A 26,768-nucleotide genomic window follows, 5' to 3' on the forward strand; every position below is an offset into this window, starting at 1 on the left:
GCATAGCTTAGTCGGCAGTCTGCGTAGTAGGAGTGCCGAGCAGTTCGTACGCGGGCACCGGAGCGTCAAAACCCTTGAGCGTCAACGGGCCGTGGTCGGCGGTAGGCCAGTTCGGCAGTTTCTCCTGGAGCGCCGTATCGGCAAGTATCTGCGACGGCGCAGCGGCCGAGACCAGACGTGCCGCCAGATTGACGGGGTTGCCGAAGTAGTCCCCATTGATGGCCAGCACCGTGCCGTAGGCGAGCCCGGCGCGAACCTGCAGTCCCTCGGCGCGCGCTTGGGGGTGCTCGACGAGATCAACGGCAGCCTTGACCAGCTCTTCGGGCGACGCGCTGACCCACATCACCTCGTCGCCGATGAACTTCACTACCCGGCCGCCGTGGGCATGGACCACGTCGGACACGGCGCCCGCGAACGCGTTGAGCAACTCCGACAACTGGGCGGGTGTCAGAGTCTGGGTCAGCGCAGTGAAGCCGGACAGATCCGCGAAACCGACACCGCACACCACACTTGCCGATGTGTCGCGCATGACGCCCTCAAAATGGGTCCGGGCGCTGGTCAGATGATGACGATGGACGGCGTCGATCAGCGAGCCGAGTCGCGGGACGAACTCGGCGACTGCGCGGTACGCCTGCGCCGTCGCGAATTCGTCATGCGTGTACGTCACGTGGATGTCCGGCGTGCCGGCCCGGATCATTGTCGACTCGGCCTCGGCGAGCCGTGCCATCGCGGCGCCGAGAACGCGCAATAACCCGAACGCGCCGTCCTCGCCGACCAGTCCTTTGAGCGCGACGAATGTCTTCAGCCCATCGACATCGGCCTGACTCAGCGACGGAACATCGGAGCCGGCAACGGTCAGGCCGAGCAACGCCCAGGCGTGTGCAACGTCGGCGGGGGCGAGTCCTAGTTCGTCGGCGGCTGCAGCCAAGGTGTAGGTCGGGCGTCCCGACCACTGCAGGACATCGCCCGCCAGCCCGAACAGCCGACCGCGCTGCTCGGCCTCGGCCATTTCTTCCGTCGTGAAACCCAGTTCGTCCAGGTACTTGATCAGGTCGGCCCGTCCGCGCGCGTTGGCGATCCCGGCCGCCTCCAGCGCATCCCAATCGAACACCTGCCCAAGTGTGCCAGCAGCGGCGCACTAGGGTGAGACGGCGTGAGTGACGCGCCAGAGCTGCTTCAGGGACCGTTGGACGATCGTCATCGCGAGTTGGGCGCGAGTTTCGCCGAGTTCGGTGGCTGGCTGATGCCGGTCTCGTACGCCGGAACTGTGAGCGAGCACAATGCCACCCGCGAGTCGGTGGGCCTCTTCGACGTCAGCCACCTGGGCAAAGCGCTGGTCAAAGGCCCGGGCGCGGCGCAATTCGTCAACGCCGCGCTCACCAACGACTTGGGCCGTGTCGGTCCGGGCAAGGCGCAATACACCTTGTGCTGCACCGAATCCGGCGGCGTCATCGACGACCTCATCGCCTACTTCGTGGATGAAGACGAGATCTTCCTGGTCCCGAATGCCGCGAACACCGCTGCAGTGGTCGAAGCGCTGCTGGCTGCGGCTCCGGCTGAGTTGACCGTCACCAACCTGCACCGCGACTACGCGGTGTTGGCGGTGCAGGGGCCGCGGTCGACCGACGTGCTGACCGCGCTGGGCCTGCCGACCGACATGGACTACATGGGCTATGCGGATGCGTCGTATTCCGGTGTGCCGGTGCGCGTTTGCCGGACCGGGTATACCGGCGAGCACGGTTACGAGCTGCTCCCGCCGTGGGACACCGCGGGAGTCGTGTTCGACGCCCTGGTAGCGGCGGTCGCCGACGCCGGCGGCCAGCCCGCCGGTCTGGGCGCGCGGGACACGTTGCGCACCGAAATGGGTTATCCCCTGCACGGGCATGAACTGTCGCTGGACATCTCGCCGCTGCAGGCCCGATGCGGGTGGGCGATCGGCTGGAAGAAGGATGCGTTCTTCGGCCGTGACGCGCTGCTGGCCGAGAAGGAGGCAGGTCCTCGACGGCTGTTGCGCGGGCTGCGGATGACCGGCCGCGGGGTGTTGCGGCCGGGGCTGACCGTACTCGATGGCGACTCCCAGATCGGGACGACGACGTCGGGGACGTTTTCGCCGACCTTGCAACTGGGCGTCGCGTTGGCGTTGATCGACGTCGATGCCGGGGTCGACGACGGCCAGCGCGTCACCGCCGATGTTCGCGGTCGTGCCGTCGAATGCGAAGTCGTGCGTCCGCCTTTCGTCGAAGTGAAGACGCGTTAGACCACTACGTCGCACGCAAAAAACTCGTTCGCGCCCGGTTATAGACTCTTCTCATGACCAGCGGCCCCCTCGAATTCACGGTTTCGCGCGCGGACAACCCCGCTACCGAGGCCGAGCGGGTAGCGATTCTGGCCGACCCCGGCTTCGGCAAGTACCACACCGACCACATGGTGTCGATCGACTACGTCGCCCCGGATGCGGGTGGCCCGGGCTGGCACAACGCCCGGGTGCTCGGGTACGGCCCGATCGAATTGGACCCGTCGGCGATCGTGCTGCATTACGCGCAGGAAGTGTTTGAGGGGCTCAAGGCATATCGGTGGGTTGATGGTTCCGTGGTGTCGTTCCGGGCCGACGCCAACGCCGCGCGGTTGCGCTCGTCGGCCCGGCGGCTGGCGATGCCTGAGTTGCCTGACGAACTCTTCCTCGAGTCGTTGCGCCAGCTCATTGCCGTCGACAGCGCCTGGGTGCCCAGGGCCGGCGGTGAAGAAGCGCTCTATCTGCGACCGTTCATGATCGCCACCGAGCCGGGACTGGGGGTGCGGCCCTCCAAGGAGTACCGCTACCTGTTGATCGGATCGCCCGCCGGCGCGTACTTCAAGGGCGGCATCAGCCCCGTGACCGTCTGGATCTCAACGGAATACGTGCGCGCCAGCCCGGGTGGCACCGGTGCGGCCAAATTCGGCGGCAACTACGCCGCATCCCTGCTGGCCCAGGCGCAGGCCGCCGATCACGGTTGCGACCAGGTGGTGTGGCTGGACGGTGTCGAACGGCGTTACGTCGAAGAGATGGGCGGCATGAATCTGTTCTTCGTGCTCGGCAGCGGGGGCTCGGCGCGCCTGGTCACCCCTGAGCTGTCCGGTTCGTTGCTCCCCGGTATCACCCGAGATTCCCTGCTGCAGTTGGCTTTTGATGCCGGCTTCGCGGTCGAGGAACGCAAGATCGATATTGACGAGTGGGGGAAGAAGGCCGGATCCGGCGAGATCACCGAGGTGTTCGCCTGCGGCACCGCTGCCGTCATCACCCCGGTTTCGCAGGTGAAGCACGGCGACGGCGAATTCACCATTGCCGACGGAAAGCCGGGCGAGGTGACCATGGCGTTGCGCGACACGTTGACCGGCATCCAGCGCGGCACCTTCGCCGACACCCACGGCTGGATGTCGCGGCTGGGCTGAGGCGGCGTCAGAACCGCACCAGGCCGGCCAGCAGCACAGCGCACACCGTCGTGTTGAGTTCGATCGCCGCGCCCAGCACGTCACCGGTGATGCCGCCGAATCGGCGCACGCAGTGTGCGACTAGACCGGCCCCACAACACAGCGCGACCAGCACGGCGACCGGGCCCTGCCACAGCCGCGGACCCGTGAACACCGAACCGGCGAACAGCACCACCACCCAGGCCGTAACCACCAGGACGCGCTGAGTCCCGGCGACCTGGACTCCCAGCGCGCTGCCCTCGGCTGCCGGCACCGACCGTCGACAGGCCAGCACTGCGGTCACGCGTCCGGCGAACACGGCCAGCAAGATCCCGGCGAGAGCCGTGCTGCCAAGCGTCGCGAACGCCATCCCCTGCAGTGCGATCACCATGACGACGGCGGCGACACCGAACGGTCCGGTCGAACCGTCGCGCATCACCGCCAAGGCCCGTTCGGGCGGCCCGTAGCAACCCAGTCCGTCGGCGGTGTCGGCGACACCGTCGATGTGCAGGCCACGAGTGGTCACCAGCAGCACCGCCACGGCCAGCAGCCCGGACAACGGACTGGACGCACCGAATGCCACCCCGGCGCCCCACGTGACGGCCGCCGCGAGTGCGCCCAATGCGGCACCGACCACCGGTAGCGTCGACATCGCTCCGGGGCGCATCGGGCCCGTCCAGGAGTCCGGCACCGGCAGTACGGTTCCGAAGGCGAAAGCCGTTGCCAGCGAACGGATCACGGGGCGTCGGCTTGGGGGAGCGCCCCGGAAACTCCTGCCTCGGTGAACGTCGCCATCGAGGACAGCGCCGCCACCGCCGCGCGCAGCACCGGCAACGCCAGCGCGGCGCCGGTACCTTCGCCCAGACGCATGCGCAGGTCCAGGATCGGCTCCAAGTCGAGTGCGGTCAGAGCCAGCGAATGACCTGGTTCGGTGGATCGGTGGCCGGCCCGCCACCACTGCCGGGCGCCGGGGGCCAGTCGCTCGGCGACCAGGGCCGCGGCCGTCACCGCCATGCCGTCCAGCAGCACCGGAGTACGCCGAACCGCGGCCTGGGCGCAGAAGCCGGCCATTGCCGCGAAGTCCGCGCCGCTGCAACTGCGCAGCAATGCGACCGGGTTGTCGACTACCGGGCTGGTCCGAAACAGCGAATCGCGCACTGCCGCCGTCTTGCGGATCCAGGCGGCGTCGTCGATACCGGTTCCGAAGCCGACCACCGCGACCGGTTCGGTGTTCGTCAGCGCCGCCACCAGGACCGCGGCCGGGGTGGTGTTGCCGATGCCCATGTCACCGACGATGAGCAGGTCGGCACCCGCGTCCACCTCGTCGTCGGCGATCTGCTGGCCTGCCGCGATGGCCCGGGCGGTTTCGTCATCGGTCAGCGCGTCTTCGACGGCGATGTCCCCGCTGCCTCGGCGAACCTTGTCTGTTCCCTCGACGGCGTCGCTGTCCACGGACAGGTCGGCAAGGCGCACGGTCGCGCCCGCGACCTCGGCCAGTGCGTTGATCGCTGCCCCGCCGCTTTCGATGTTGGCGACCATCTGGGCGGTCACCTCTGGCGGATAAGCCGACACTCCCGACCGGGCGACGCCGTGATCGCCGGCGAACACCACTACCCGGACGCGCTCGAACTGGCGCGGTGGGCACTGACTCTGACAGGCCGCAACCCAGATCGCGAGATCTTCCAGCCGGCCGAGCGCACCGCGCGGCTTGGTCAGGGTGTCCTGCCGGGCGCGGGCGGCGGCTTCGGCGCCCGGATCGGGCGGCGAAACGGGGGCGAAGCCGATCATGCCGGCTGCTTGATGGACAGAGGTTGCCCGGCTACCACCAAGACCACCCGTTCACACAGCGCGGCTACCCGCTGATTGAGGCTGCCCATTTCGTCGGCGAATCGGCGACCGGCCGCGGTGGGCGGCACCACGGTCAGACCCACTTCCGGGCTGACCAGCACCAGCGTCGAGTCGAAGACGTCGACCGCGTCGAGCAGCTCGCCGACCGGCTCGGCCACCGATCCACCGTCCCAACCGTGGCAGTGGTCCAGCGTGCTGGCCAGCCAGGTGCCTAGATCGTCGACCAGCGTCGGGATGTCGGGAGATTGCCGCAATTCGGCGGCCAGGTCGTCGGTCTCCACCGTCGTCCAGTGTGCGGGGCGGCGGTCGCGATGCGTGGCGACCCGCTGCATCCAGTCTCGGTCGGCCTCGTCGACCGGCCCGGTAGCCACGTAGTGCACCGGCTGATCGGGTGCCAGTGATTTAGCGATGGTTTCCTCCGCCCACCGGGACTTGCCCGACCTGATGCCGCCGAGTACCAGCGTGCGCACGTGCGTTCAAGCGGCTTTCAGATGGTGTGTCGACTTTTCAGGACACATCGCTGCCACGCTTTACCTGCGGTCTGGGCGCCCGCATCCGCCGCATCTGCGAGGCCCGGCCCGCCGCGTAAATGCCTAGCTTCCACCGGCTCTCGGTGTTGTCCGGGAACTTCGCATCGACCAGCTTGCCCACCTTGTGAGCCAGCACGAACCCGTCGCCCGTCATCAGGACCATCAGTCCCAACATCGCGGGCGACACGTAGAACTGCAGTTGCGGCAGGGCGAACATGAAGGCCAGCAGCGCCAGGGCGGACGGCATGAACAGGCCCAGCATGTTGCGCCGGGCGTCCACGATGTCGCGGACGTAACGACGCACCGGACCCTGGTCACGCGGCAGCAGATAGCCCTCTTCGCCGGACATCATGCGTTCCCGCCGATCCGACATCTTGGTACGGCTGGCGTCGCGTTCGGCGCGCCGTTCCTCTTTGCTCAATTTGGGGCCGGCCAAGGTCTTACGACGGGCCCGGGCTTCCGAAGCGGTCATCGGTGCCGGCGCGACCGGGCCCTTCCGGCCCTGTCGCCTCGCCTCGTTGCGCTTGGGTGTCGGCCGGCCCTTTGGGCCGGTTCGCGCCGCCCGCGACGCTGCGTCGGCCTGTTCGGAATCGTGGTCGGGAGCGGCCGACACGTCGTCACCCTCATCGCGGCCCTTGCTACGGCCCAGCAGCTTCACAGTCGCCAGGTTACTTCGCCGGTAATCGGTCTTTCGAATTGCGCCTGTAACGCCTGCGGTGGGATGCCGTGAACACCTACGCTGGCCAGTAATGAATGGCTCGGATGGCGCAGGCGGGGGTGTCGGGCCCGGCCGGCTCCAGCTCCCCTCGATGCGGGTGCTGGTGGCTCCCGATTGCTACGGGGACAGCCTCTCGGCGGTAGAGGCTGCCGCCGCGATCGCCACTGGCTGGACTCGGTCACGGCAGGGTGATTCGTTCATCGTGGCCCCGCAGTCCGACGGCGGTCCGGGGTTTGTCGAGGTGTTGGCCAGCCGGATCGGTGGGTTGCGCCGGCTGCAGGTGTCTGGGCCGCTGAACAAGCCGGTGAACGCCAACTGGGTGTACGACGAGCGCACCCGAACTGCGTTCCTGGAGAGCGCGCAGGCGTGTGGTCTGGCAGCTCTGGACGGCCCGCCGACGCCGGAGACGGCCCTGGCGGCCCACAGCAGCGGTGTCGGCCAGCTCATCAGTGCCGCATTGGAGGCGGGCGCCGCGCGGATCGTCGTCGGGCTGGGCGGCAGCGCGTGCACCGACGGAGGCCAGGGGATGGTCAACGAACTCGGCGGCCTCGACACCGCACGCAAGTGGATGGCCAACGTCGATTTGATCGCCGCGTCGGACGTCGAATACCCGCTGCTCGGCCCATGGGGGGCGGCCCGGGTGTTCGCGCCGCAGAAGGGGGCCGATTCGGCCACCGTCGCCAAGCTGGAGCTTCGCCTCGAGGATTGGGCGCAAGTGCTGGACACGGTCGCCGGCCGCGACGTCAGCGCCGAGCCTGGCGCAGGCGCGGCAGGCGGGATCGGGGCGGCGTTGCTGGCGCTGGGCGCCAGGTGCGAGTCGGGAGCCGCCATCTTCGCCGAACTCACCAACTTCGATGACGATCTGCAAGACGCTGACATGATCGTCACCGGCGAGGGTCATTTCGACGAGCAGTCCCTGCACGGGAAGGTGGTCGGCGAGATCGCGGCCGCAGCCCGAGAACTTGGAATCCCGGTGATTGTGCTGGCCGGCCAGGTGTCTGTGGACAAGGCCACCACCCGTGTGTCAGGCATCATGTCGGCGCTGGCTATGTCTGAATACGCAGGTTCGGTGCGGTTGGCGCTGGCCGACGCGGCCAATCAGCTGATGGGATTAGCCTCCGAGACGGCCGCGCGACTCGGGAATAGCGGCCCGCCGGGGTACCGTTGACCTAGAAGGAAATGCCCTGAGTAGGACCCTGCCTTAACGCAGGTCTGATTTGGGGCGGTACCTGACCCAGAGCTGGCCGGGCCCCACCCGCAGATGAGGCATGTAGGAGAAGCAATGACGGTGCAGAACGAGACGTCCACCACCACCCACGGCGCATCCCTGACGGAGGCCGCTGCCATCAAGGCGAAGTCGCTCCTGGACCAGGAAGGGCGCGACGATCTGTCACTGCGGATCGCGGTCCAGCCGGGCGGGTGCGCTGGCTTGCGCTACAACCTGTTTTTCGACGACCGGGCACTGGACGGCGACTTGACCGTGGAGTTCGGCGGTGTGAAGTTGACGGTGGACCGGATGAGCGCGCCCTACATCGAAGGCGCATCGATCGACTTCGTCGACACCATCGAGAAGCAGGGCTTCACCATCGACAACCCCAACGCCACCGGTTCGTGCGCGTGCGGGGACTCGTTCAACTGATCGATTAGATTCCAGCGTTAACGGGTCGGTCCGGAGACCGGCCCGTTAATCGTCAGTACTGGCCGGCGTGGCGATCGCGAGCCGCGCAGCGGGGTGAAGCGGGTCGCCACCATTCACGTCGGCCGGCCTAATACTGGCCGGCGTGGCGATCGCGAGCGCCGCGCAGCGGGGTGAAGCGGGTCGCCACCATTCACGTCGGCCGGCCTAATACTGGCCGGCGTGGCGATCGCGAGCGCCGCGCAGCGGGGTGAAGCGGGTCGCCACCATTCACGTCGGCCGGCCTAATACTGGCCGGCCGTCCTGAGCACGTAAGAGCACACCATGATCTGGCCGCGCTGGAAGAGCAACTGCGCGATGCCCTGCACCTGTCCTCGCGGTGGCCCACCGTTCGAGGGTGTCACCTGCATGCTGAACAACACCTGGGCCTGATACGGCGATAAGTAGACGATCTTGTCGATCGTCGTGATTTCGACCTCGGTGAACTGCTTGCGGAACGCGTCGCTGCTCAACTTGGCCAGCGCCTGGTCGGACCGCTTGTCCTTCACGGCGTCGTAGATGCCACACAGCGAGTTGCGAACGATGACCTCGACGTCTCGGTGCGCCAGCGCGGTGAGATAACTCTGAATGGCCGTCTTGGCCGAGCCTTCGGAAAAGGTGTTGCCGGTGTTGGCGCCGTTGGTGCGCACCCCGTACACGATGGCCGTCGTCAATGCCGCCACCAGCGCAATCGCCAGCAGAGCACCGATGATCAGTCGCTTGGACCTGCGGTTCGGGGCCTGGTTCGGGTATTGCGCGGGCGCCTGCGTGCCCGGATACGACGCCGGTGGGGGCCCAGCCTCCCCGCCGGGACCCGCAGGAAAGTTGCGGGGAAACTCGAGCGTCTCGGGCTCGTTCTGCCCTGTCTCGGGGTACGGCTGTACCTGCGCCGACCCCTCGGCGCCCACAGCGGGATTCGGCGGGTGCGGACCGGCCATCGTTGGTCTCCTACGCTGGTGGATGAGGCGACGAGCGGTTGCCGTCCGAATAATGGAATTCTGGCAACGAGATGAGTGCTCTAGGCAGGCTAGCGCAAGAGCTGCAGGTGACCTCGGACGTCGGCCTCGGTGCGCAAAGTGTTGGACTTTTGAATTTGGTCGTTCAGCGGATGTCCATGAGAGGCTAACGACCTTAGAAATGAAGGGCGGAAATTAGTGACCATCGCAGTAACGGGTTCAATCGCGACAGACCATCTGATGCGCTTTCCTGGCCGATTCTCTGAGCAGCTTTTGCCGGAACACCTGCATAAGGTGTCGCTGAGCTTCCTGGTTGACGACCTGGTGGTGCACCGCGGGGGAGTCGCCGGAAACATCGCCTACGCGATCGGTGTTCTCGGGGGTAGCGCCGCGCTGGTCGGCGCGGCCGGCGACGACTTCGGCGACTACCGCGACTGGCTGCAGTCCCACGGCGTCAACACCGACAACGTGCTGATCTCCAAGACCGCGCACACGGCGCGGTTCGTGTGCACCACTGACACCGAGATGGCCCAGATCGCGTCGTTCTATCCCGGTGCGATGTCCGAGGCTCGCGACATCTCGCTGGCCGAGGTGGCCAAGAACATCGGCACCCCGGATCTGGTGATCATCGGGGCCAATGACCCGGCCGCGATGGTGGTGCACACCGAAGAGTGCCGCAAGCTCGGGCTGGCCTTCGCCGCGGACCCATCCCAGCAGCTGGCCCGGCTCTCCGGGGACGAGATCAGGCAGCTCATCGACGGCGCCGCCTATCTGTTCACCAACGATTACGAGTGGGATCTGCTGCTGTCCAAGACCGGTTGGTCGGAAGCGGATGTGATGGCGCAGGTCGATCTGCGGGTCACCACGCTTGGTGCCAAGGGCGTCGACATCGTCGACCGCGACGGGAACAAAGTGCACGTCGGTGTCGTGCCGGAGACCAGCCAGACCGACCCCACCGGTGTCGGCGACGCATTCCGGGCGGGTTTCCTGACCGGACGCAGCGCCGGGCTGAGCCTGGAGCGTTCGGCGCAGCTGGGTTCGCTGGTCGCGGTGTTGGTGCTGGAGTCGACGGGAACTCAGGAGTGGGAGTGGGACAAGTCGGTCGCCGCGTCCCGGTTGGCCAGCGCCTTCGGTGAGGACGCCGCCGCCGAGATCGCCGCGGTGCTCGCCTAGCGGCTCACTGCCCCCCGCCGAGCAGACGCAAAGTCGCACAAAAAGCGCCCTGCGCGTGCGAGTTTGCGTCTGCTCGCGGTTATAACTCGACCGGGTAGACCGGCTCGCTGATCTGTGGCACCACGGTGTGTTCGACGAAGATCGCGTGCCACAGCATGAAGATGAGCACGGTCCACAGTCGGCGGCTGTGGTCGCTGGTGCCGAGGCGGTGCTCGTCGAGCATGCGACGCACTGCTGCGAGGTCGACGAGGTGACCGGCTTGCGAAGACTCGACCATCTCGTAAGACCATTCCAACAGTTCGCCGGCGCGCAGCCAGTGCCTGATCGGAACCGGGAAACCCAGTTTGGGCCGGTGCAGCACGTGCGCTGGCACGATCGGCTCCAGGGCGCGCCGCAGCGCGTACTTCGTGGTGGTCCGGGTGATCTTGGCCTGGAACGGCAGCCGCGACGCCACCGCGAACACCTCGGGGTCCAGGAACGGCACCCGCAGTTCCAGTGAGTTGGCCATCGTCATCTTGTCGGCCTTGACCAGGATGTCGCCGCGCAGCCAGGTGAACAGGTCGATGTGTTGCATCCGGGCGACCGGATCCCAGCCGGCCGAGTCGGCGTAGATCGACCCGGTGACGTCGGTGTGGGTCCAGTCTTCCCGGAATCCGGGCAGCACGTCGCGCAGTTGCGCATCGGAGAAGCTGCGGGCGTTGCCGTAGTAACGCTCTTCGAGCGTCAGCGACCCGCGGTGCAGCAGGCTCTTGCCCCGCATGCCCTCGGGTAGCGGTTTGGACATCTTGCCCATCGACCGGCGCAGCGGTCGGGGGAGGTAGTTGAAGGGCTTCAATGACAGCGGCTCGCGGTAGATCGTGTAGCCGCCGAACAATTCGTCGGCGCCCTCACCGGACAGCACCACTTTGACGTGCTTGCGCGCCTCACGGGCGACGAAGAACAGCGGTACCAGCGCCGGGTCGGCGACCGGCTCGTCCAGGTACCAGACGATCTCGGGTAGGGCGGTGACGAACTCGTCGGCGCTGACCACCTTGGTGATGTGGCGAGCCCCGATCGCCTCCGCTGAGGCGACCGCGACGTCGAGTTCAGAGAACCCTTCGCGCTCGAAGCCGGTGGTGAAGGTGATCAGCTTCGGATTGTGGCGGATGGCGAGCGCCGCGATGGCCGTGGAGTCGATGCCGCCGGACAGGAAGGAACCGACGGTGACGTCGGCGCGCATGTGCTTGGCTACCGAGTCCTCCAAGACAGCGGTGATCTCGTCGTAGCGGGCCTGTTCGGTGCCGGACGCGATCGGGACCGCGGCGAACCGCGGCACGAAGTAACGGGTGACGACCGGGTCGGCTCCCGGCCGAATCCGGGCGTAGCAGCCCGATTCCAGCCGCCGAACGCCGCGGTGCAGCGTCTCGGGCTCCGGAACGTACTGCAGGACGGTGTAGTGCTGCACCGCCCGCTCGTCGATCGCGGTATCGAAACCGACCAGGTCGACCAGATCGAGCAGGCACTTCTTCTCGCTGGCCAGCGCGGTGCCGCCGGGGCCGGTTGCCATGAACAGCGGCTTGATGCCGAACGGGTCGCGGGCGCAGAACAGTTCACGGGTGGTGGTATCCCACAAGGCGAACGCGAACATGCCGCGCAGTCGCTTGAGGACCTCGGCGCCCCAGAAGTGGTAGCCCGCGACGATGGCTTCGCCGTCACCGTCGGTGGCGAACACGGCGCCGTGCTCGGCGCGAAGTTCCTCGCGCAGTTCCAGATAGTTGTAGATCTCGCCGTTGAAGACCAGCACGAAGCGGTCTGGTGTCTCCGGCGGCCCCCAGCGCAGCGGCTGGTGCGAATGTGCGATGTCGATGATGGAAAGCCGGTTGAAGCCGAAAACCACCGAACCGTCGGCATCGGGGTCGGTCCAGGTGCCCGGTTCGTCGGGCCCTCGGTGGCGCATCAGGTGCGATGAGTGCGAAATCGCGCTGTCGGCCAGGGCGGCGTGGGCCGCCGCGGTGTCACGTCCATCGCGCGCGTCAGTGCCGTCCGGGCTATCTGGGCCACCCGGGGCCGCGACAAACGCCAACAGTCCACACACGGCGCCCCAGTATGCCGCACTCCGGCAACCCGTGCGGTGTCGCGCCCCGCGGGCCGCATAACCAGGCAGTGGCGGCGCGAAATTCGGGGGCGAGACGCCACGCCACGCCTTCGCCACGCCTTCGAAGGCGCAATTGGGCACGCATCGTCGCTCGCGCGGGCGCGGTGGTCTACGCTGCGTAGTATTCGACATCCGAGGTAGCCGACTGCCCAGTCGGCACAGCTTGCGGTACAGGAGGCGCCAACGTGACACCTCGCGGGCAGGATCGTTCGCAACGCTTGTCGCAGAGCAGTTCTCGGCACCGTTCCGACGGTGCGCGTGGCCTGTCTCGTCGTCTGCGTCCGGTGGCGCTGGTTGTGGCACTGGGCGTGCTGGCGGTGACACTGAGCGGGTGCAGCTGGTCGGAGGCACTGGCGCTGGGATGGCCCGAGGGCATCACTCCCAACGCCCACGCCAACCGTCAGCTGTGGATCGGCTCGGTGATTGCGGCTCTGGTGGTGGGCGCCCTCGTCTACATCCTGATCTTCTGGACTTCGCTGTTCCACCGGAAGAAGAAGGACGACGCGGATTTCCCCCGCCAGTTCGGCTACAACATGCCGCTTGAGCTGGTGCTGACCGTGGTGCCCTTCCTGATCATCTCGGTGCTGTTCTACTTCACCGTCGTGGTGCAGGAAAAGATGGTGCACCTGGCCAAGGACCCCGAACTCGTCATCGACATCACTTCATTCCAATGGAACTGGAAGTTCGGTTACCAGCGGGCGGCCTTCAAGGACGGCACGTTCAACTACGAAGGCGCCGACGAGGCGAAGAAGAAGGCGATGACGTCCAAGCCTGAGGGCAAGGACCGCCACGGCGAGGAACTCGTGGGCCCGATACATGGGCTCAACACCGAGGACCGCCAATACCTGAACTTCGACAAGGTCGAGATTCTGGGCACCAGCACCGAGATTCCAGTCCTGGTATTGCCCGCCCACAAGCGGATCGAGTTCATCCAGGCCTCGGCCGATGTGATCCATGCATGGTGGGTGCCGGAGTTCCTGTTCAAGCGCGACGTGATGCCGAACCCCATCGCCAACAACTCCGTCAACCGTTTCCAGGTCGATGAGATCACCAAGGTCGGCGCGTTCGTGGGCCACTGCGCTGAGATGTGCGGCACCTATCACGCGATGATGAACTTCGAGGTGCGGGTCGTGGAGCCCAACGACTTCGTTGCCTTCCTGCAGCAACGTATCGCCGGCAAGACGAATGCCGAGGCATTGCAGGCGATCCATCAGCCGCCGCTTGCGACGACCACCGAGCCGTTCGACACGCGTCGCGGCGAACAGGCCCCGAACCCACGAGGTTAGGACACCCATGCACATCGAAGCCAGGCTGTTCGAGTTCATCGCCGCATTCTTCGCTTTGTGCGCGGTGCTTTACGGCGTGCTGACGGCGCTGTTCGCTACCGGCGGCACCGAATGGGCCGGCGAGACCGGGCTGGTTCTGACCACCGGGCTGGCGCTGATCGTGGCCACCTTCTTCCGCTTCGTCGCCCGTCGGCTCGACACGCGGCCCGAAGACTACGAGGGCGCTGAAATCAGCGACGGCGCAGGCGAATTGGGTTTCTTCAGCCCGCACAGCTGGTGGCCGATCATGATTGCCTTGTCAGGCTCGGTGGCGGCCGTCGGAATCGCGCTGTGGCTGCCATGGCTGATTTTTGCCGGCGTGGTGTTCATCCTCGCATCGGTGGCCGGCTTGGTCTTCGAGTACTACGTTGGCCCCGAGAGGCACTGATCGGACCTGAAAGGTCACAATCAGGTCACCAGTTGATCCGTGGCCAGTTTGCCGGGGGACCGCTGTCCCAGCCCGTTGGGTAGGGTTTTCCAGGCACCAGGAGAATTCACTGAGTGCGCCGTGCACGGATGCAGCCGCGGAGCCCCGCGCGCTGGTGAAGCAGTTGGACAGGGTAGGCAGACATGAGCGGGCCGCATCCCCCAGGACATGATCCTGAGGAATCCGACCTTGCCGGTCAACCTGCCGAACTGGACCCCTTCGATGACGGTGACGAGCTGGGCCAGCACCAGGACCAGCAAGATGACCTGGCACACCCCGATGACGGCGGGTCGGCGCACACATCCGAGACTGACGCATATTCCCGGGCGTACTCGGCGCCTGAGTCGGAGCAATTCACGAGCAGTCCCTACATGCCGGCCGACATGGCGCTTTACGACTACGACAGCTACGACGACTCCGACCGCGACACCGATGCGCCGGCTCCGCGCTGGCCGTGGGTCGTCGGCGTTGCTGCGATCCTGGCCGCGATCGCGCTGGTGGTTTCGGTATCGCTGCTCGTGACGCGCACGGATACCAGCACACTGGCAAACCCCGACACCACCAGCTCATCAGTACCGCCGGTACAAGACCAGATCACCACCACCAAGCCGCCGCCCCCGACGTCCGAGGAACCGCCGCCACCGCCACCACCGCCGCCGCCGTCCGAAATCCCCACCGCGACGGAGACGCAGACAGTGACCGTGACGCCCACGCCGCCACCGCCACCGCCACCGTCGTCACCGTCGCCGACACCGACCACGTCGGCGGCTCCACCGGCCAGCCCGACCGCGGCCGCACCGCCGCCACCCCCGACCACCACCCTCGCCGGCCCGCGGCAGGTCACCTACTCGGTGACCGGCACCAAGGCGCCGGGCGACATCATTTCGGTAACCTACGTCGATGCCTCCGGACGGAGGCGGACACAGCACAACGTCTACATCCCCTGGACAATGACCGTGACACCGATCTCGCAATCCGACGTGGGATCGGTGGAAGCGTCCAGTCTTTTCCGGGTCAGCAAACTCAACTGCACGATCATCACAAGCGACGGAACGGTATTGTCCTCGAACAGCAACGACTCACCCCAGACCAGCTGCTGATGGTCGGCAGGTACTCCTCTTATCGGCGTGGGCCGGATCCGGTAGTCAACCCACGACTCATCGACAGGGTGATGGCCAGCATCTGTGCGGGCATCTGGCTGGTTCTGGTGGGGGTGAGCGTGGCGGCGGCCGTCGCGCTGACCGACCTGGGCCGAGGCTTCCACAAGATGTCGCGGACTCCGCACACCACGTGGGTGCTGTACGCCGTCATCATCATCTCCGCTCTTGTCATCGCGGGGGCGATCCCGGTTCTGTTGCGTGCCCGCCGGCTGTCCCAGGGCGAACCGGTTGTTCGGTCGCGCGCCCTGCAGGGCGGAGCAAGCCGGCCAGCAGCAGCGCGACAGACCGCACGCAGTAGCCCACGGGTGACGATCGAGCCGGCGCGCCGGGAGCCGGTCAAAGCGTATGGGGCGCTGGACGAGTGGTCCGGCGAAGTGGTGGACCGAATCTGGTTGCGCGGGGCTCTCGCGCTGACCAGCGCCATCGGCGCCGCGCTGACCGCCGTTGCGTTGGCGACGTATTTGATGGCAGCCGGTCACGACACGGGGTCGTGGATCAGCTACGTGTTCGCGGGTGTCATCACGGCCGGGATGCCGGTAATCGAGTTTTTCTGCGTCCGGCAGCTGCGCCACGGGCACGACGCGCACTAGCGCTAGCCCTGTAAGTAGCGCCGAGACTGCGGCTGCTGCGCCGAGACTGTGGTAGCTGCGCCGAGACCTGCGGTAGCTGGGCTGATTGGCGCCTCACATGCACTATGGACGCACTTCCGATGCCGCCTCTTTGAGGTTCGATGCTGTGGCGGGCCGCCTGGCCCGCGCCCGGCGGGGGAGGGGAGGGGCTTCCGCGCCCTGCGCTCCGACTGACAGGCATCGCTGCGCTGACTCCACGTCCAAGCGAGCCCATTCGCGAACCGGTGTCGCGCGATCCCCGTCGCGGCAGGGCCACATACGCCGCAGCCCGGCCGATGAACTTCATCAGCCGGGCTGGACGTACATCTCGTGGACCGCTGGGCGGTCCAGAACGGAGAACCTCTAGTGATGCTCTCCGTTGGAGCCCTCGCCATTGCTGCCGTGGCCATTGCTGCCATGTCCGTTGCTGCCATGGCCGTTGGACGAACCGTTGGGGCTCTCCTGGCGCTCGCGCAGGACGGTGAGAGCGCGGTGCTCGGCCCGGTGGTGAGCCTCCCGCAGTGCCGCATCCTCGGAAACCGGATCCGCCCGCATCAGGCTGCCAATGCCCGGCGAACCGGCCGACCCCAGCTTGTTCATCCGCTTGGGCAATGGCGCGCCCTGGTACTCCAGCGGAATCGGGTGGCCGTGGTCGTCGACCGGGCCGAGGGGCTGGTGCAGCTCGATGTAGGCACCGTGCGGCAGACGCTTGATGATGCCGGTCTCGACGCCGTGCTCAAGCACCCCACGGTCGCTGCGCTGCAATCCGATGCACCACCGGTAGGTGATGAAGTAGATCAGCGGCGGCAGGATCACCATGCCGATGCGCCCGATCCACGTTGTCGCGTTCAGCGAGATATGGAATTTGAACGCGATGATGTCGTTCATCGCGCAGAGGGTGAGCACCATGTAGAAGCTGATCGCCATCGCGCCGATGGCCGTGCGCACCGGCACGTCACGAGGACGCTGCAGCAGGTTGTGGTGCGCGCGATCGCCGGTGAACCGCTTCTCGAGGAAGGGGTAGACGACCAGCAGCCCGAAGACCAGGCCCATGATGATCGCGACCCAGACGACGGCGGGAATCGTGTGGTGCCAGAAGTAGAACTCCCAGGCCGGCCAGATACGGGCCAGGCCCTCCGTCCACATCATGTAGAAGTCTGGCTGCGAACCCGCGGACACCTGAGATGGCTTGTAGGGACCGAGGTTCCAGATCGGGTTGATCTGCAGCAGCCCGCCCATCAGGCCGAGCACGCCGACGATGCAAGCGAAATATGCACCGGACTTGACCGCGAAGCCGGGCATGACGCGCACGCCGACGACGTTGTGCTCGGTGCGTCCGGGGCCGGGGAACTGGGTGTGCTTCTGGAACCACACCAGCGCCATGTGCGCGCCGATCAGCGCCAGGATGATCCCCGGCAACAGCAGGATGTGCAGGGCGTACAGCCGGGGGATCAGGATGGTGCCCGGGAAGTCGCCGCCGAACAGCGCCCAGTGCAACCAGGTGCCCATCACCGGCATACCCAGCGTGATCGAGGAGAGCGCCGCGCGCAGGCCGATGCCGGAGAGCAGGTCGTCCGGCAGGGAGTAGCCGAAGTAGCCCTCGAACATGGACAAGATCAACAGCAGCGAACCGATGACCCAGTTGGCTTCACGCGGGCGCCGGAATGCTCCGGTGAAGAAGATGCGCGCCAGGTGCACCATGATCGACGCCGAGAACATCAGCGCGGCCCAGTGGTGGATCTGACGGACGAACAGGCCGCCGCGGATCTCGAACGAGATGTTCAGCGCCGTCTCATAGGCACGCGACATCTCAACACCGCGCAGCGGTTGATAGACGCCGTTGTAGGTGACTTCGGCCATCGACGGGTCGAAGAACAACGTCAGCCACACGCCGGTGATCAGCAGCACGATGAAGCTGTACAGCGCGATCTCACCCAGCAGGAATGACCAGTGCGTCGGGAACACCTTATTGAGCTGACGCCGCACCGCCCCGGACGGGTGATACCGGCTGTCCATAGCTTCGCCCTGGCTGGCCAGGATGTCGCCGATTTTCGGGGGTTTCAATGAAGGACTCATGTTGTTGTGCGCTCCCAGAATGCCGGTCCGACGGGCTCGACGAAGTCACCGTTCGCGACTAGATACCCGCTGGAGTCGATTGTGATGGGCAGCTGCGCCAACGCACGTGCCGCCGGCCCGAAGATCGGCTTGGCGAAATGCAACGCGTCGAACTGCGACTGATGACATGGGCACAAAATCCGGTAGGACTGCTGCTCATAGAGCGAGGACGGGCAGCCCAGGTGCGAGCAGACCTTGGTGAAGGCGAAGAATTCGCCCCAGTTGAAGCTTTCCTGCCCCTTGCGCTTGACCACGCGGTCCAGGTCGCTGGGCTTGATCCGAATGAGCATCACCGGATTACGGATACCCATCGATACCGCCGCCAATTTCTCGTGCGATTCCACTGTGGTGCCATCACCGTCGGACTCCCGCCACGGGAACACGGTTTCCATGCCGCCAGCGTCGATGTCCTCGGGACGCATCTTGGTGTACGGCGGGCCGTCGTGAGCGCCGGTGGCACGCGCCAGGAAGATCGTCTCGCCCTTGAAGCGTGGAGTCCAACCCGAAGTCCAGAGCACCGCCTTCATGCCTTCGGCGGTGGGGACTACCGGCTTCCACGGGTTCTTGATCAGGCCGCCGGCAAACGCGACCAGAGTGCCGAGGCCGAAAGCGCCCAGCCCTATCCCGAACGAGGCTCCGATGAGCTTGCGGCGCCCGATTGTCGAGCCCTCATACGCGTCGGTCAGGTTGGCCACGACCGTCCGGCGGTCGATTTGGCGCGAGGCCCCGTCGTGCCGGTCCTGGATGGTGATCTCTTCGGGGATGAACTTCTTCTGCAGCAACACCGCGCCGATGGCGATCGACAGAATCGACATCCCGAAGGTGAATCCGTAGAGCGGGGTCGACAGCGAGTACAGCCAGTTGCCCTCGGTCCCGTTCGGCTTGTACTCCCAAGGCCAGAACAGGAATATCAGTAGCAGTGCGAGGCCAAACCCGCCGCCGCCCAACAAAAGCCACCGCGCCACCCTGCGCTCGGCCCGCTTCTCGGCTTTGGTGCCTTCGACCGGCCAGCGCGGTTCCTTGAAGACGATGTCGACGCCGTCGATCTTGCTGCCCAGGTCCAGCAGTTCCTGGGTCGACATGGTGGCCAACGCCGCGTCGTCGGGCTCTTGCTGGCCCGCGTGGGTGTGGCTGCCGGTGTCAGAACCGACCTTGCTGCCTGCGCCGTCCCTCGGGTTCGATACGTCGCTCATGTGCGCGCCCCAATCCACATTGCCAAGCCGATGGCGGCGACGATGCCAATGATCCACATCGCCATACCCTCGGGCGCCGGTCCGAATCCACCCAGTCCGTAACCGCCTGGCGAGTGCTCCTCGGCGGCGTACCGGACGTAAGCGATGATGTCTTTCTTCGATTCGAAGGACAGCTGACGGTCGGCGAACTTCGGCATGTTCTGCGGGCCGGTCAGCATCGCGGTCAGAATCTGCTGCTCATTGGCCGGGCCCAGGTCGGGCGCGTACTTGCCGGATGACAGCGCCCCGCCTTTGCCGGTGAAGTTGTGGCACGAAGCGCAGTTGAGGCGGAACAGGTCGCCGCCACGGCCCAGGTCGGTGCCGCGTAGCGACCGCATCGCGAGGCTGCCGTCTGGGTTGCGGACGACCGTCGGGCCACCGCCGTTGGCTTGCACGTAGGCGCCGATCGCGTCGACCTGAGTCTCGTCGAAGATCGGGTCCTTGCGTGCCGCCTGCGCCTCGCCGCGCATGGCGGGCATCCGGCCGGTTGACACCTGGAAGTAGACGGCGGCCTCGCCGACTCCGATCAGGCTTGGTCCGTGGTCGGGCACGCCCTGCAGGTTAGCGCCGTGGCAGGACACGCACGAGGTGTCGAAAAGCTGCTTGCCGGTACGCAGCAGCGCCGAGCCCGACTCGTCGGCGACGGCCACCTGCGGTGTCGGAGTGAGCACCGCCGCCAGTCCGCCGGCGATGGTCAGGGCGATCAGCAGCAGCAGACCGCCCGACAACCGGCGACGTAGGCGCCGACGCGAGCGGGCCGCTTGATCGCGGCTACCGGATCGAGTAGACCCAAATTTCTTCAACCGAGCACTCCTGTTCATAGAGGTATTCGGAGCCGCAGACTCATCGGATGAAATAGATGACGGTGAACAGAGCGATCCACACGATGTCGACGAAGTGCCAGTAGTACGAGACCACGATGCTGGCAGTCGCCTGCGCCGGCGTGAATTTGCTCATCTTGGTGCGGGCTAGCAAGAAAATGAAGGCGATCAGGCCACCCGTGACGTGGAGTCCGTGGAAGCCGGTTGCCAGATAGAACACGCTGCCGTACGAACTGCCGGGGATGGTGGTGCCGTGAGTCACCAGGTTCCAGTACTCCTCGGCCTGTCCGAGGACGAAGAACAGCCCCATTAGGAAGGTGATCACGTACCAGCGGCGTAGCCCGAAGACGTCGCCGCGTTCTGCGGCGAACACACCCATCTGGCAGGTGAACGACGAGGCAATCAACACCAGCGTCACCGGCACGGCCTGATAGAGATTCAACTCCGTCGGCGGCGGTGGCCAGGCCCCGCCGGCCTGCGCTCGCGCCGTGAAGTAGAACGCGAACAGGCCAGCAAAGAACATGAGCTCACTGGAAAGCCACACTATGGTGCCAACACTCACCATATTGGGGCGGTTCAGCGAATGCACTCGCGACGTAATCGCAGTACCCGAGGTCCCTACAGCACTCGTCACATCCGCAAGTATGACGCTTTGTAGTTGTCGAACTCTACCCGGGGCGGAAATTAGGTCGGTGCGTGTTGCGAGGGAGCCTGCCGAGGGGCACTCGGAGGCCCCGGACGGGCCGTCGCTGGCCAGTCCGGGGCGGCGGTTGGGGGCGGGTGAATCTCGTGGGACCATCGGCGGCGTGACTGCGTCTTCCGAGGCTTCCGGGTCCGGGCGTACCGGCCCGGGCTCAGCCGGCCCGGGACTGTCCTGGCCGCAGGTTCTCGGCCGCCTGACGGACGGGGTGAACCTGGGGCGGGGCCAGGCGGCCTGGGCGATGGACCAGATCATGGCCGGCGACGCCCAGCCGTCGCAGATTTCGGCGTTTGCCGTGGCGCTGAAGATGAAGCGCCCGACCGCGGACGAAGTCAGCGAACTGGCCGGCGTGATGTTGGCCCACGCCCGGCCCATGCCGCTCGACGCGGCCCACGGCGACGCGGTCGACATCGTGGGCACCGGTGGCGATGGCGTCAACACCGTCAATTTGTCCACCATGGCGTCGATCGTGGTGGCCGCGACGGGTGTGCCGGTGGTTAAGCACGGCAACCGGGCGGCGTCCTCTTTATCGGGCGGTGCCGACACGCTGGAGGCGCTCGGGGTGCGTATCGACCTGGGCCCCGAAGACGTCGCGCGCAGCCTGGCCGAGGTCGGCATCGGATTTTGCTTCGCGCCCCAGTTCCATCCGTCGTATCGCCACGCGTCGGTGGTGCGTCGCGAAATCGGGATCCCGACGGTGTTCAATCTCCTTGGGCCGCTTACTAATCCGGCGCAACCACGGGCCGGGCTGATTGGCTGCGCCTTTGCGGACCTGGCTGAAGTGATGGCAGGAGTGTTTGCTGCACGACGATCCAGCGTGCTCGTTGTGCACGGCGATGACGGGCTCGACGAACTGACGACCACGACGACGAGCACCATCTGGCGAGTGCAGGCGGGCACCGTGGACAAGCTGAAGTTCGACCCCGCGGGCTTCGGGTTCGAGCGCGCCGAACTGGACGAACTCAGGGGCGGCGACGCGCAAGCCAACGCCGCCGAGGTTCGCGACCTACTGGCCGGTACCCAAGGGCCGGTGCGCGATGCGGTGGTGCTCAACGCCGCCGGCGCCCTGGTAGCGCACGCCGGCTTATCCAGCCGCGCTGAATGGTTGCCGGCGTGGGAGGACGGGCTGGAGCGGGCCGGCGCTGCGATCGACAGCGGTGCGGCCGAACAACTGCTCGCGAGATGGGTGCGGTTCAGCCAGGAGGTCTGACTGCCATTCATTGACGCCTCCGCTCGTCTGTTGGCTGGCCAGTCGCGCCGAACGGGCCGTCGCCGCCCAGCCGGCCCACGCGCCCGCCGATCGCAACGGCGAGGTCCAGCCCGTGTCTTCGATGTCTCCGACGGCGGTCACGCGCACGATCCGCACCCCGGGCGCGGCCAGCCAGCGCGCGATGAGCGCCGTCTCCTCGACGAGTGCACCGCCAAGCGGGGCCTGCGACGGCAATATCGTCTGGGCGCCGGCTCCGATGGCTTCGACCACGGGCATCGGTGGTACGCCGCGCCGGGCCGTACCCGCGGCTGCGAGTTGGCCGTGTCGAATGACGGCGAGCTGCCAACCACCGGCCCCGTCGGGGGCCGCGGCGATCAACTCCGGCAATGCGGCCAAGGTCCGGAGTCGCTGCCCGCGCCACAACACCTCCACCGCGGTGGCGATGTGATCACGCAACCGGCCGGCGCTCTCGTAGTGCCGTCGTTCCGCCAGCGCTGCGACCTGTTCGACAGCAGCCCCCAACGCGGAGTTGTCCGTGCCGTCCATCAATGCCCGGGCCCGCCGCGTGGCCTCGGCGTACTGATCGGCCGTCACGTCGCGGTCGGCCGGGCAGGGCGATACCTCGACCTCGGGGCATGCGGGACCGTGTAGTGCCGACCGCGCCAGTCGCTTGGTGCAGGTCCGCACCCCGGTGAAGCGGGCGAGCAGGGCCGCGGTGTCGGCGGCGTCGGCGCGCGAACGGAACGGCCCGACGGCGTGGTCGTGGCGCGGGTTGCGGACCACCGACAGGCGTGGGAACGCCTCATCGGTGAGCACCACCCACCACCATCGGTGTGGAAACCGCGACTTCCGGTTGTACGGCGGGGCGTGGGCAGCCAGCATGCGGAGTTCGCGCACGCCGGCTTCCAGCGCGTGCGCGCATTCCACATGGTCGAGGGACCCGGCCAGGGCGACCATTTCCTTCATGCGGCCCCGCGGATCGGTGCCGTTGAAGTACTGGCTCACCCTGCGCCGCAGATCTACCGCGGTGCCGACGTACAGCACCTCGCCAGAGGGGCCGCGGAAAAGATAGATCCCGGGTCGTCGCGGCAGGCCGTCGGCCAGCACCCGTTTGCGGCGTTGAGCCGGGGTCACGTCAGGCAGGTACGCCCGCAACTCGGCGTAGGTGTGCACGCCCTGGTTGCCCACCCGCTCGATGAGTGCGTGCAGCACGTCAACGGTGGCGCGGGCGTCGTCGAGTGCGCGGTGGGTGGGCTGTGTCGACACCGCGAACAACCGCGCCAACGCCGCCAGTCGCACACTCGGGGCTTCCTCGCGACTCAGCACCCGGCGCGCCAACCGGACCGTGCACAGGACTCGTGGTCGGCGCCAGCCGATCTGGCACTGTTCGGCGGCGGCGCGCAGGAAGCCGATGTCGAACCCGGCGTTGTGGGCCACCAGTACCGAGTCGCCGGCGAAGTCGAGAAACATCGGCAGGACTGCGTCGATGGTCGGGGCGTCACACACCATCGCCGTGGTGATCCCGGTCAGCTGGACAATCTGGGGTGGGATGCTGCGCTGCGGGTCAACCAGGGTGGCGAATTCGCCGACCACTGCGCCCCCGCACACTTTGACCGCCCCGATCTCGGTGATCGCGTCGGGGACGGCCCCGTCGTGTCCCACCGCGCGCCCACCGGTGGTTTCCAGGTCGACGACGACGAAAGTCGTCTCACGAAGCGACCGTTCTTCGGGTGAATCCCACGCATCCAGCGTGGCGAGACTGAGTTGAGTCCCACCGGTCGCACCCATGGCCGTGACGTTAGGCATGCGCACTGACAGCCATCGGTTCCCACGCCGTGGCGACCGCAAGCGCGGCGGAGCCGGGCGCGGCGGGTCGTCACCATTGGGCCGACTGCGGCGGTCGCCGCCATTGACGAACTCAAACTTGTCGGGGGTGACCGTTACCGTCCGACTTAGCCCGACTTTGCGATGAAAGATTTCGAGGAGAGGACCGACTCAGATGGCACACAGCGGCGGAACCGCAGGCGGCGGCGACACAGCGGCCAGGCCGGGGGAGCCGGTAATCATCGATTGTGACGATTGCGCGGTGCGAGGTGCGGGATGCCACGACTGCGTGGTGAGCGTCTTACTCGGTGTGCCCGAAACCCTTTCGTACGACGAACAAGTCGCGTTGGAAGCGCTCGCTGAGGTGGGCTTGGCTCCGCGGTTGCGTTTGGTGCCGATCCAGCGGGACCGCGTGATGTCGCCTAAAGGCGTCGCGTAGCTCAGTCGTGTATGGTCAACGAGGCAATGGCGCCGTTTCTTAGAGAAATGACATAAATCTTTCCAATTTCTTAGTTCTCCCCTTTGGACAAACGTCGATATCGTTTCGTAACCTGTTTGAGACCTAAACCAGCTCGGCGGATTTACGTCGATGGCAGTTTAAGGAAGCAAATCTTGAAGCTCGATAGGCCTTCGACCGCGCGTCTCATCAGACGGTCTGCCATCGGTTCGTTAGCCAGCTTCGCGGTGTTCTCCAGCATCTCGACTGCCATCGTGGTAGCCGATCCTGCCGGCGACGCCCTGGCGAAACTCAACGAGCTGTCGCGGCAGGCTGAGCAGACCACCGAAGCGATGCACAGCGCTGAACTCGATTTGAACGACAAAGTGACTGCCCAGCAGGCCGCGGAGCGAAAGCTTGCCGAGGACCAGGCCAACCTGGAGTCCGCGAAGTCACGTCTGTCCGGCTTCCAGAGCGCGGTCAACAAGGTTGCAGCCGCCACTTACATGGGTGGTCGCACCGACGGCTTGGACGCGCTGCTGACCGCGCACTCACCGCAGTCGCTCATCGATGGGCTCGCGTTGCAGCGGGTGATGGCCAGCCAAATGTCCTCGCAAATGGTCAGTTTCAAGCTCGCGGGCGAGCAGGCAACCAAGGCCGAGCAGGCGTCTTCCAGATCGGCCGCCGACGCCAAGTCCGCCGCCGAGCAAGCTGCGGCGGTACGGGCGAACTTGCAGCACAAGCAGAGCCAGCTGCAGGTCCAGATCGCCGTCGTCAAGTCGCAATACCAGGCCTTGACGCCCGACCAGCGCACCGCGCTGGCCCGTCCGGCCCTGGACCGCGTTCCGGACCGCGCGCCGGGCGACGCGATGCCCGCTCCCGAGGCATTGCCGCCGGGTGTCCAACCTGGACCCGATGGCGCACCGGCTCCCGGCGAAGCCCCGATGCCCGGTGGGATACCTGCTGGACTCCCCTTCTCTCCGCCCGGCGGCGGTGGCGGTGGCGACCGAGCAGTGGTCGTACAAGCCGCGCTGACCCAGGTCGGTTCCGCCTACTCGTGGGGCGGCGCAACCCCAGGTTCGTTCGACTGCTCCGGACTGGTGATGTGGGCATTCCAGCAGGCCGGCATCTCCTTGCCGCACTCCAGTCAGGCATTGGCTCACGGAGGTCAGCCGGTCGCGCTCTCCGACCTGCAGCCGGGTGACGTGCTCACCTTCTACTCGGACGCATCCCACACCGGCATCTACATCGGTGACGGCATGATGGTGCACTCCTCCACATACGGCGTTCCGGTCGGCGTAGTGCCGATGGAGTCGTCCGGCCCGATTTACGACGCCCGCCGCTACTGACGGTTTCGCTGCGGTGCCGCAACGGCGCCGGCGCTCTCTACTGCTGGCGGGTTGGCTGATAGCTGAGTTGATTGCTGCGCTGTTGTTGCCGGTTCATCCGAGAGCAGCACCGCCCAGCGCTGCGACGGTCGGGACCCCGGGTGGCGCGATGATCGCGCTGCCCGATGGGCGCACCGTGCGCCTCGTGGGCCCCGGTGGCGGTTCTGACACCGAAGCCTTGCGCGCGCGCATTGTGGCTGGCATGGGCGCCGCGGTCGATGGGGTGGTGGGATTTTGGGGTGCCGATTGGTCACGCGACATCGCGGTCTTTGTAGCCGCCTCCGATGATCAATTCCGCGCCGCCGTCGGTGGTGGTTCCGCCGCGCAATGGGGTGACATCGCGGCGGTGACGATGGTTGAGCGTGTTGATCCGGTCGCTCGAACGATGGTTGACGGCCGGATCGTATTCGCGCCCGGCGCCGCCGCCATGAGTGACGGTGCGCTGCAAATAGTGCTGACCCACGAGCTTTTTCACTATGCGGCCCGAGTGGATACCGCACTTGACGCGCCGCGGTGGCTGACCGAGGGAGTGGCCGATTATGTCGCCCGGCCACACACCGCGCTGCCTGCCGATGCCGCAACTGGGATGCGGTCGCTACCGGCCGACAGCGATTTGGACACTCCCGGGCCGCAGCGCTCAGTGGCCTATGACGGGACGTGGTGGTTCGCGCGGTTCGTCGCCGCCGCTTACGGGCAGGCGAAGTTGCGCGATCTCTATCTCGCGGCCTGCGGCGTCGGGCACTCTGATGTGCCCACTGCAGTGCGTGCGGTGCTCGGCATCGACACGGCCAGTCTGCTGGACCGGTGGCAACAGTGGAGTAAGAGCGCCAGCTGATTCGCGCGGCTCCTCGCGTCACTGACGCGACGCGCATCGTCGCCACGCTGGGTTTGATTGGCGCGGCTCCTCCTCGCGTCACTGACGCGACGCGCATCGTCGCCACGCTGGGTTTGATTGGCGCGGCTCCTCCTCGCGTCACTGACGTGACGCGCATCGTCGCCACGCTGGGTTTGATTGGCGCGGCTCCTCCTCGCGTCACTGAC

The 26,768-nt window shown here is 66.5% G+C and carries 24 protein-coding genes and 1 pseudogene; 13 read left to right on the plus strand and 12 right to left on the minus strand.

What is annotated here, in order from left to right:
- Positions 1 to 7: 7 nt before the first annotated feature.
- Complete coding sequence (locus ACZY1I_RS17570) at positions 8 to 1,111, minus strand: adenylate/guanylate cyclase domain-containing protein (protein ID WP_463755697.1); 1,104 nt, start codon at positions 1,109 to 1,111, stop codon at positions 8 to 10.
- Positions 1,112 to 1,153: 42 nt separating this feature from the next.
- Between ACZY1I_RS17570 and gcvT the strand changes: the two genes are divergently transcribed.
- Together gcvT and ACZY1I_RS17580 are read left to right on the plus strand one after the other, a co-directional pair.
- Positions 1,154 to 2,257: a glycine cleavage system aminomethyltransferase GcvT gene (gene gcvT / locus ACZY1I_RS17575; protein WP_463755698.1), complete on the plus strand. Its 1,104-nt coding sequence runs from the start codon at positions 1,154 to 1,156 to the stop codon at positions 2,255 to 2,257.
- Positions 2,258 to 2,310: 53 nt separating this feature from the next.
- Positions 2,311 to 3,429: a branched-chain amino acid aminotransferase gene (locus ACZY1I_RS17580; protein ID WP_463755699.1), complete on the plus strand. Its 1,119-nt coding sequence runs from the start codon at positions 2,311 to 2,313 to the stop codon at positions 3,427 to 3,429.
- 7 nt (positions 3,430 to 3,436) lie between these two features.
- Here the strand turns inward: ACZY1I_RS17580 and ACZY1I_RS17585 are convergent, their stop codons facing one another.
- From ACZY1I_RS17585 to ACZY1I_RS17600, 4 genes are read right to left on the minus strand one after another with little or no spacing between them, the layout of a single operon-like run.
- Complete coding sequence (locus ACZY1I_RS17585) at positions 3,437 to 4,186, minus strand: adenosylcobinamide-GDP ribazoletransferase (RefSeq protein WP_463755700.1); 750 nt, start codon at positions 4,184 to 4,186, stop codon at positions 3,437 to 3,439.
- Positions 4,183 to 5,235: a nicotinate-nucleotide--dimethylbenzimidazole phosphoribosyltransferase gene (gene cobT, locus ACZY1I_RS17590; protein ID WP_463755701.1), complete on the minus strand. Its 1,053-nt coding sequence runs from the start codon at positions 5,233 to 5,235 to the stop codon at positions 4,183 to 4,185. The genes ACZY1I_RS17585 and cobT overlap by 4 nt, the downstream gene beginning before the upstream one ends.
- Positions 5,232 to 5,765, minus strand: coding sequence for a bifunctional adenosylcobinamide kinase/adenosylcobinamide-phosphate guanylyltransferase (cobU, locus tag ACZY1I_RS17595; RefSeq protein WP_463755702.1), 534 nt, complete (start codon positions 5,763 to 5,765; stop codon positions 5,232 to 5,234). The genes cobT and cobU overlap by 4 nt, the downstream gene beginning before the upstream one ends.
- A 37-nt stretch (positions 5,766 to 5,802) precedes the next feature.
- Complete coding sequence (locus ACZY1I_RS17600) at positions 5,803 to 6,483, minus strand: DUF3043 domain-containing protein (protein ID WP_463755703.1); 681 nt, start codon at positions 6,481 to 6,483, stop codon at positions 5,803 to 5,805.
- Positions 6,484 to 6,634: 151 nt separating this feature from the next.
- On the opposite strand from ACZY1I_RS17600, the gene ACZY1I_RS17605 reads away from it, so the two are divergent.
- On the plus strand, positions 6,635 to 7,711 hold the full coding sequence (locus tag ACZY1I_RS17605) for a glycerate kinase family protein (RefSeq protein ID WP_463755771.1): 1,077 nt from the start codon (positions 6,635 to 6,637) through the stop codon (positions 7,709 to 7,711).
- Positions 7,712 to 7,825: 114 nt separating this feature from the next.
- On the plus strand, positions 7,826 to 8,182 hold the full coding sequence (locus tag ACZY1I_RS17610) for a HesB/IscA family protein (protein ID WP_463755704.1): 357 nt from the start codon (positions 7,826 to 7,828) through the stop codon (positions 8,180 to 8,182).
- A gap of 281 nt (positions 8,183 to 8,463) precedes the next feature.
- Here ACZY1I_RS17610 and ACZY1I_RS17615 read toward each other — a convergent pair whose 3' ends face one another.
- Positions 8,464 to 9,156: an Rv0361 family membrane protein gene (locus tag ACZY1I_RS17615; protein WP_463755705.1), complete on the minus strand. Its 693-nt coding sequence runs from the start codon at positions 9,154 to 9,156 to the stop codon at positions 8,464 to 8,466.
- A gap of 216 nt (positions 9,157 to 9,372) precedes the next feature.
- On the opposite strand from ACZY1I_RS17615, the gene ACZY1I_RS17620 reads away from it, so the two are divergent.
- Complete coding sequence (locus ACZY1I_RS17620; RefSeq protein ID WP_463755706.1) at positions 9,373 to 10,347, plus strand: carbohydrate kinase family protein; 975 nt, start codon at positions 9,373 to 9,375, stop codon at positions 10,345 to 10,347.
- 79 nt (positions 10,348 to 10,426) lie between these two features.
- Here ACZY1I_RS17620 and asnB read toward each other — a convergent pair whose 3' ends face one another.
- Entirely contained in the window at positions 10,427 to 12,421 is a 1,995-nt protein-coding gene (asnB, locus tag ACZY1I_RS17625; protein ID WP_463755707.1) for an asparagine synthase (glutamine-hydrolyzing), read from the minus strand.
- 245 nt (positions 12,422 to 12,666) lie between these two features.
- Here asnB and ctaC point away from each other — a divergent pair, with 245 nt between their 5' ends.
- From ctaC to ACZY1I_RS17645, 4 genes are all read left to right on the plus strand, one after another.
- A complete protein-coding gene (gene ctaC, locus ACZY1I_RS17630) occupies positions 12,667 to 13,767 on the plus strand; it encodes an aa3-type cytochrome oxidase subunit II (protein WP_463755708.1) in 1,101 nt (366 codons plus the stop codon).
- 7 nt (positions 13,768 to 13,774) lie between these two features.
- Entirely contained in the window at positions 13,775 to 14,194 is a 420-nt protein-coding gene (locus ACZY1I_RS17635) for a cytochrome c oxidase subunit 4 (RefSeq protein ID WP_463755709.1), read from the plus strand.
- 182 nt (positions 14,195 to 14,376) lie between these two features.
- Positions 14,377 to 15,333: an MmpS family transport accessory protein gene (locus tag ACZY1I_RS17640; RefSeq protein WP_463755710.1), complete on the plus strand. Its 957-nt coding sequence runs from the start codon at positions 14,377 to 14,379 to the stop codon at positions 15,331 to 15,333.
- Positions 15,333 to 15,983: a DUF2561 family protein gene (locus tag ACZY1I_RS17645; RefSeq protein ID WP_463755711.1), complete on the plus strand. Its 651-nt coding sequence runs from the start codon at positions 15,333 to 15,335 to the stop codon at positions 15,981 to 15,983. Before ACZY1I_RS17640 ends, ACZY1I_RS17645 begins: the two co-directional genes overlap by 1 nt.
- A 381-nt stretch (positions 15,984 to 16,364) precedes the next feature.
- Here ACZY1I_RS17645 and qcrB read toward each other — a convergent pair whose 3' ends face one another.
- From qcrB to ctaE, 4 genes are read right to left on the minus strand one after another with little or no spacing between them, the layout of a single operon-like run.
- Positions 16,365 to 18,077: a cytochrome bc1 complex cytochrome b subunit gene (gene qcrB, locus ACZY1I_RS17650; protein WP_463755712.1), complete on the minus strand. Its 1,713-nt coding sequence runs from the start codon at positions 18,075 to 18,077 to the stop codon at positions 16,365 to 16,367.
- Positions 18,074 to 19,309, minus strand: a complete 1,236-nt coding sequence (gene qcrA, locus ACZY1I_RS17655; protein WP_463755713.1) for a cytochrome bc1 complex Rieske iron-sulfur subunit — start codon at positions 19,307 to 19,309, stop codon at positions 18,074 to 18,076. The genes qcrB and qcrA overlap by 4 nt, the downstream gene beginning before the upstream one ends.
- Positions 19,306 to 20,151, minus strand: coding sequence for a cytochrome bc1 complex diheme cytochrome c subunit (gene qcrC, locus ACZY1I_RS17660; protein ID WP_463755714.1), 846 nt, complete (start codon positions 20,149 to 20,151; stop codon positions 19,306 to 19,308). The genes qcrA and qcrC overlap by 4 nt, the downstream gene beginning before the upstream one ends.
- Before the next feature lie 40 nt (positions 20,152 to 20,191).
- A complete protein-coding gene (gene ctaE, locus ACZY1I_RS17665; RefSeq protein ID WP_463755715.1) occupies positions 20,192 to 20,803 on the minus strand; it encodes an aa3-type cytochrome oxidase subunit III in 612 nt (203 codons plus the stop codon).
- 172 nt (positions 20,804 to 20,975) lie between these two features.
- Between ctaE and trpD the strand changes: the two genes are divergently transcribed.
- A complete protein-coding gene (gene trpD / locus ACZY1I_RS17670; protein ID WP_463755772.1) occupies positions 20,976 to 22,079 on the plus strand; it encodes an anthranilate phosphoribosyltransferase in 1,104 nt (367 codons plus the stop codon).
- On the opposite strand, the pseudogene ACZY1I_RS17675 reads toward trpD, so the two are convergent.
- Positions 22,017 to 23,885, minus strand: a pseudogene (locus ACZY1I_RS17675) (DEDD exonuclease domain-containing protein); the annotation flags it as partial. The gene trpD and the pseudogene ACZY1I_RS17675 sit on opposite strands and share 63 nt — an antisense overlap.
- 193 nt (positions 23,886 to 24,078) lie before the next feature.
- Between ACZY1I_RS17675 and ACZY1I_RS17680 the strand changes: the two are divergent.
- The 3 genes from ACZY1I_RS17680 to ACZY1I_RS17690 all read left to right on the plus strand — a co-directional run bounded on the left by ACZY1I_RS17680 (position 24,079) and on the right by ACZY1I_RS17690 (position 26,562).
- Positions 24,079 to 24,342 carry a hypothetical protein gene (locus ACZY1I_RS17680; RefSeq protein ID WP_463755716.1) on the plus strand — a complete coding sequence of 88 codons (264 nt, stop codon included), beginning with the start codon at positions 24,079 to 24,081 and terminating at the stop codon, positions 24,340 to 24,342.
- Between the two features lie 173 nt (positions 24,343 to 24,515).
- Positions 24,516 to 25,688 (plus strand): peptidoglycan hydrolase RipC, encoded by a 1,173-nt coding sequence (gene ripC / locus ACZY1I_RS17685; protein ID WP_463755717.1) that lies wholly within the window; start codon positions 24,516 to 24,518, stop codon positions 25,686 to 25,688.
- Between the two features lie 40 nt (positions 25,689 to 25,728).
- Entirely contained in the window at positions 25,729 to 26,562 is an 834-nt protein-coding gene (locus ACZY1I_RS17690) for a gluzincin family metallopeptidase (RefSeq protein WP_463755773.1), read from the plus strand.
- The last annotated feature ends 206 nt before the right edge of the window (positions 26,563 to 26,768 follow it).

This window comes from Mycobacterium sp. IDUB_37 (genome assembly GCF_055419245.1).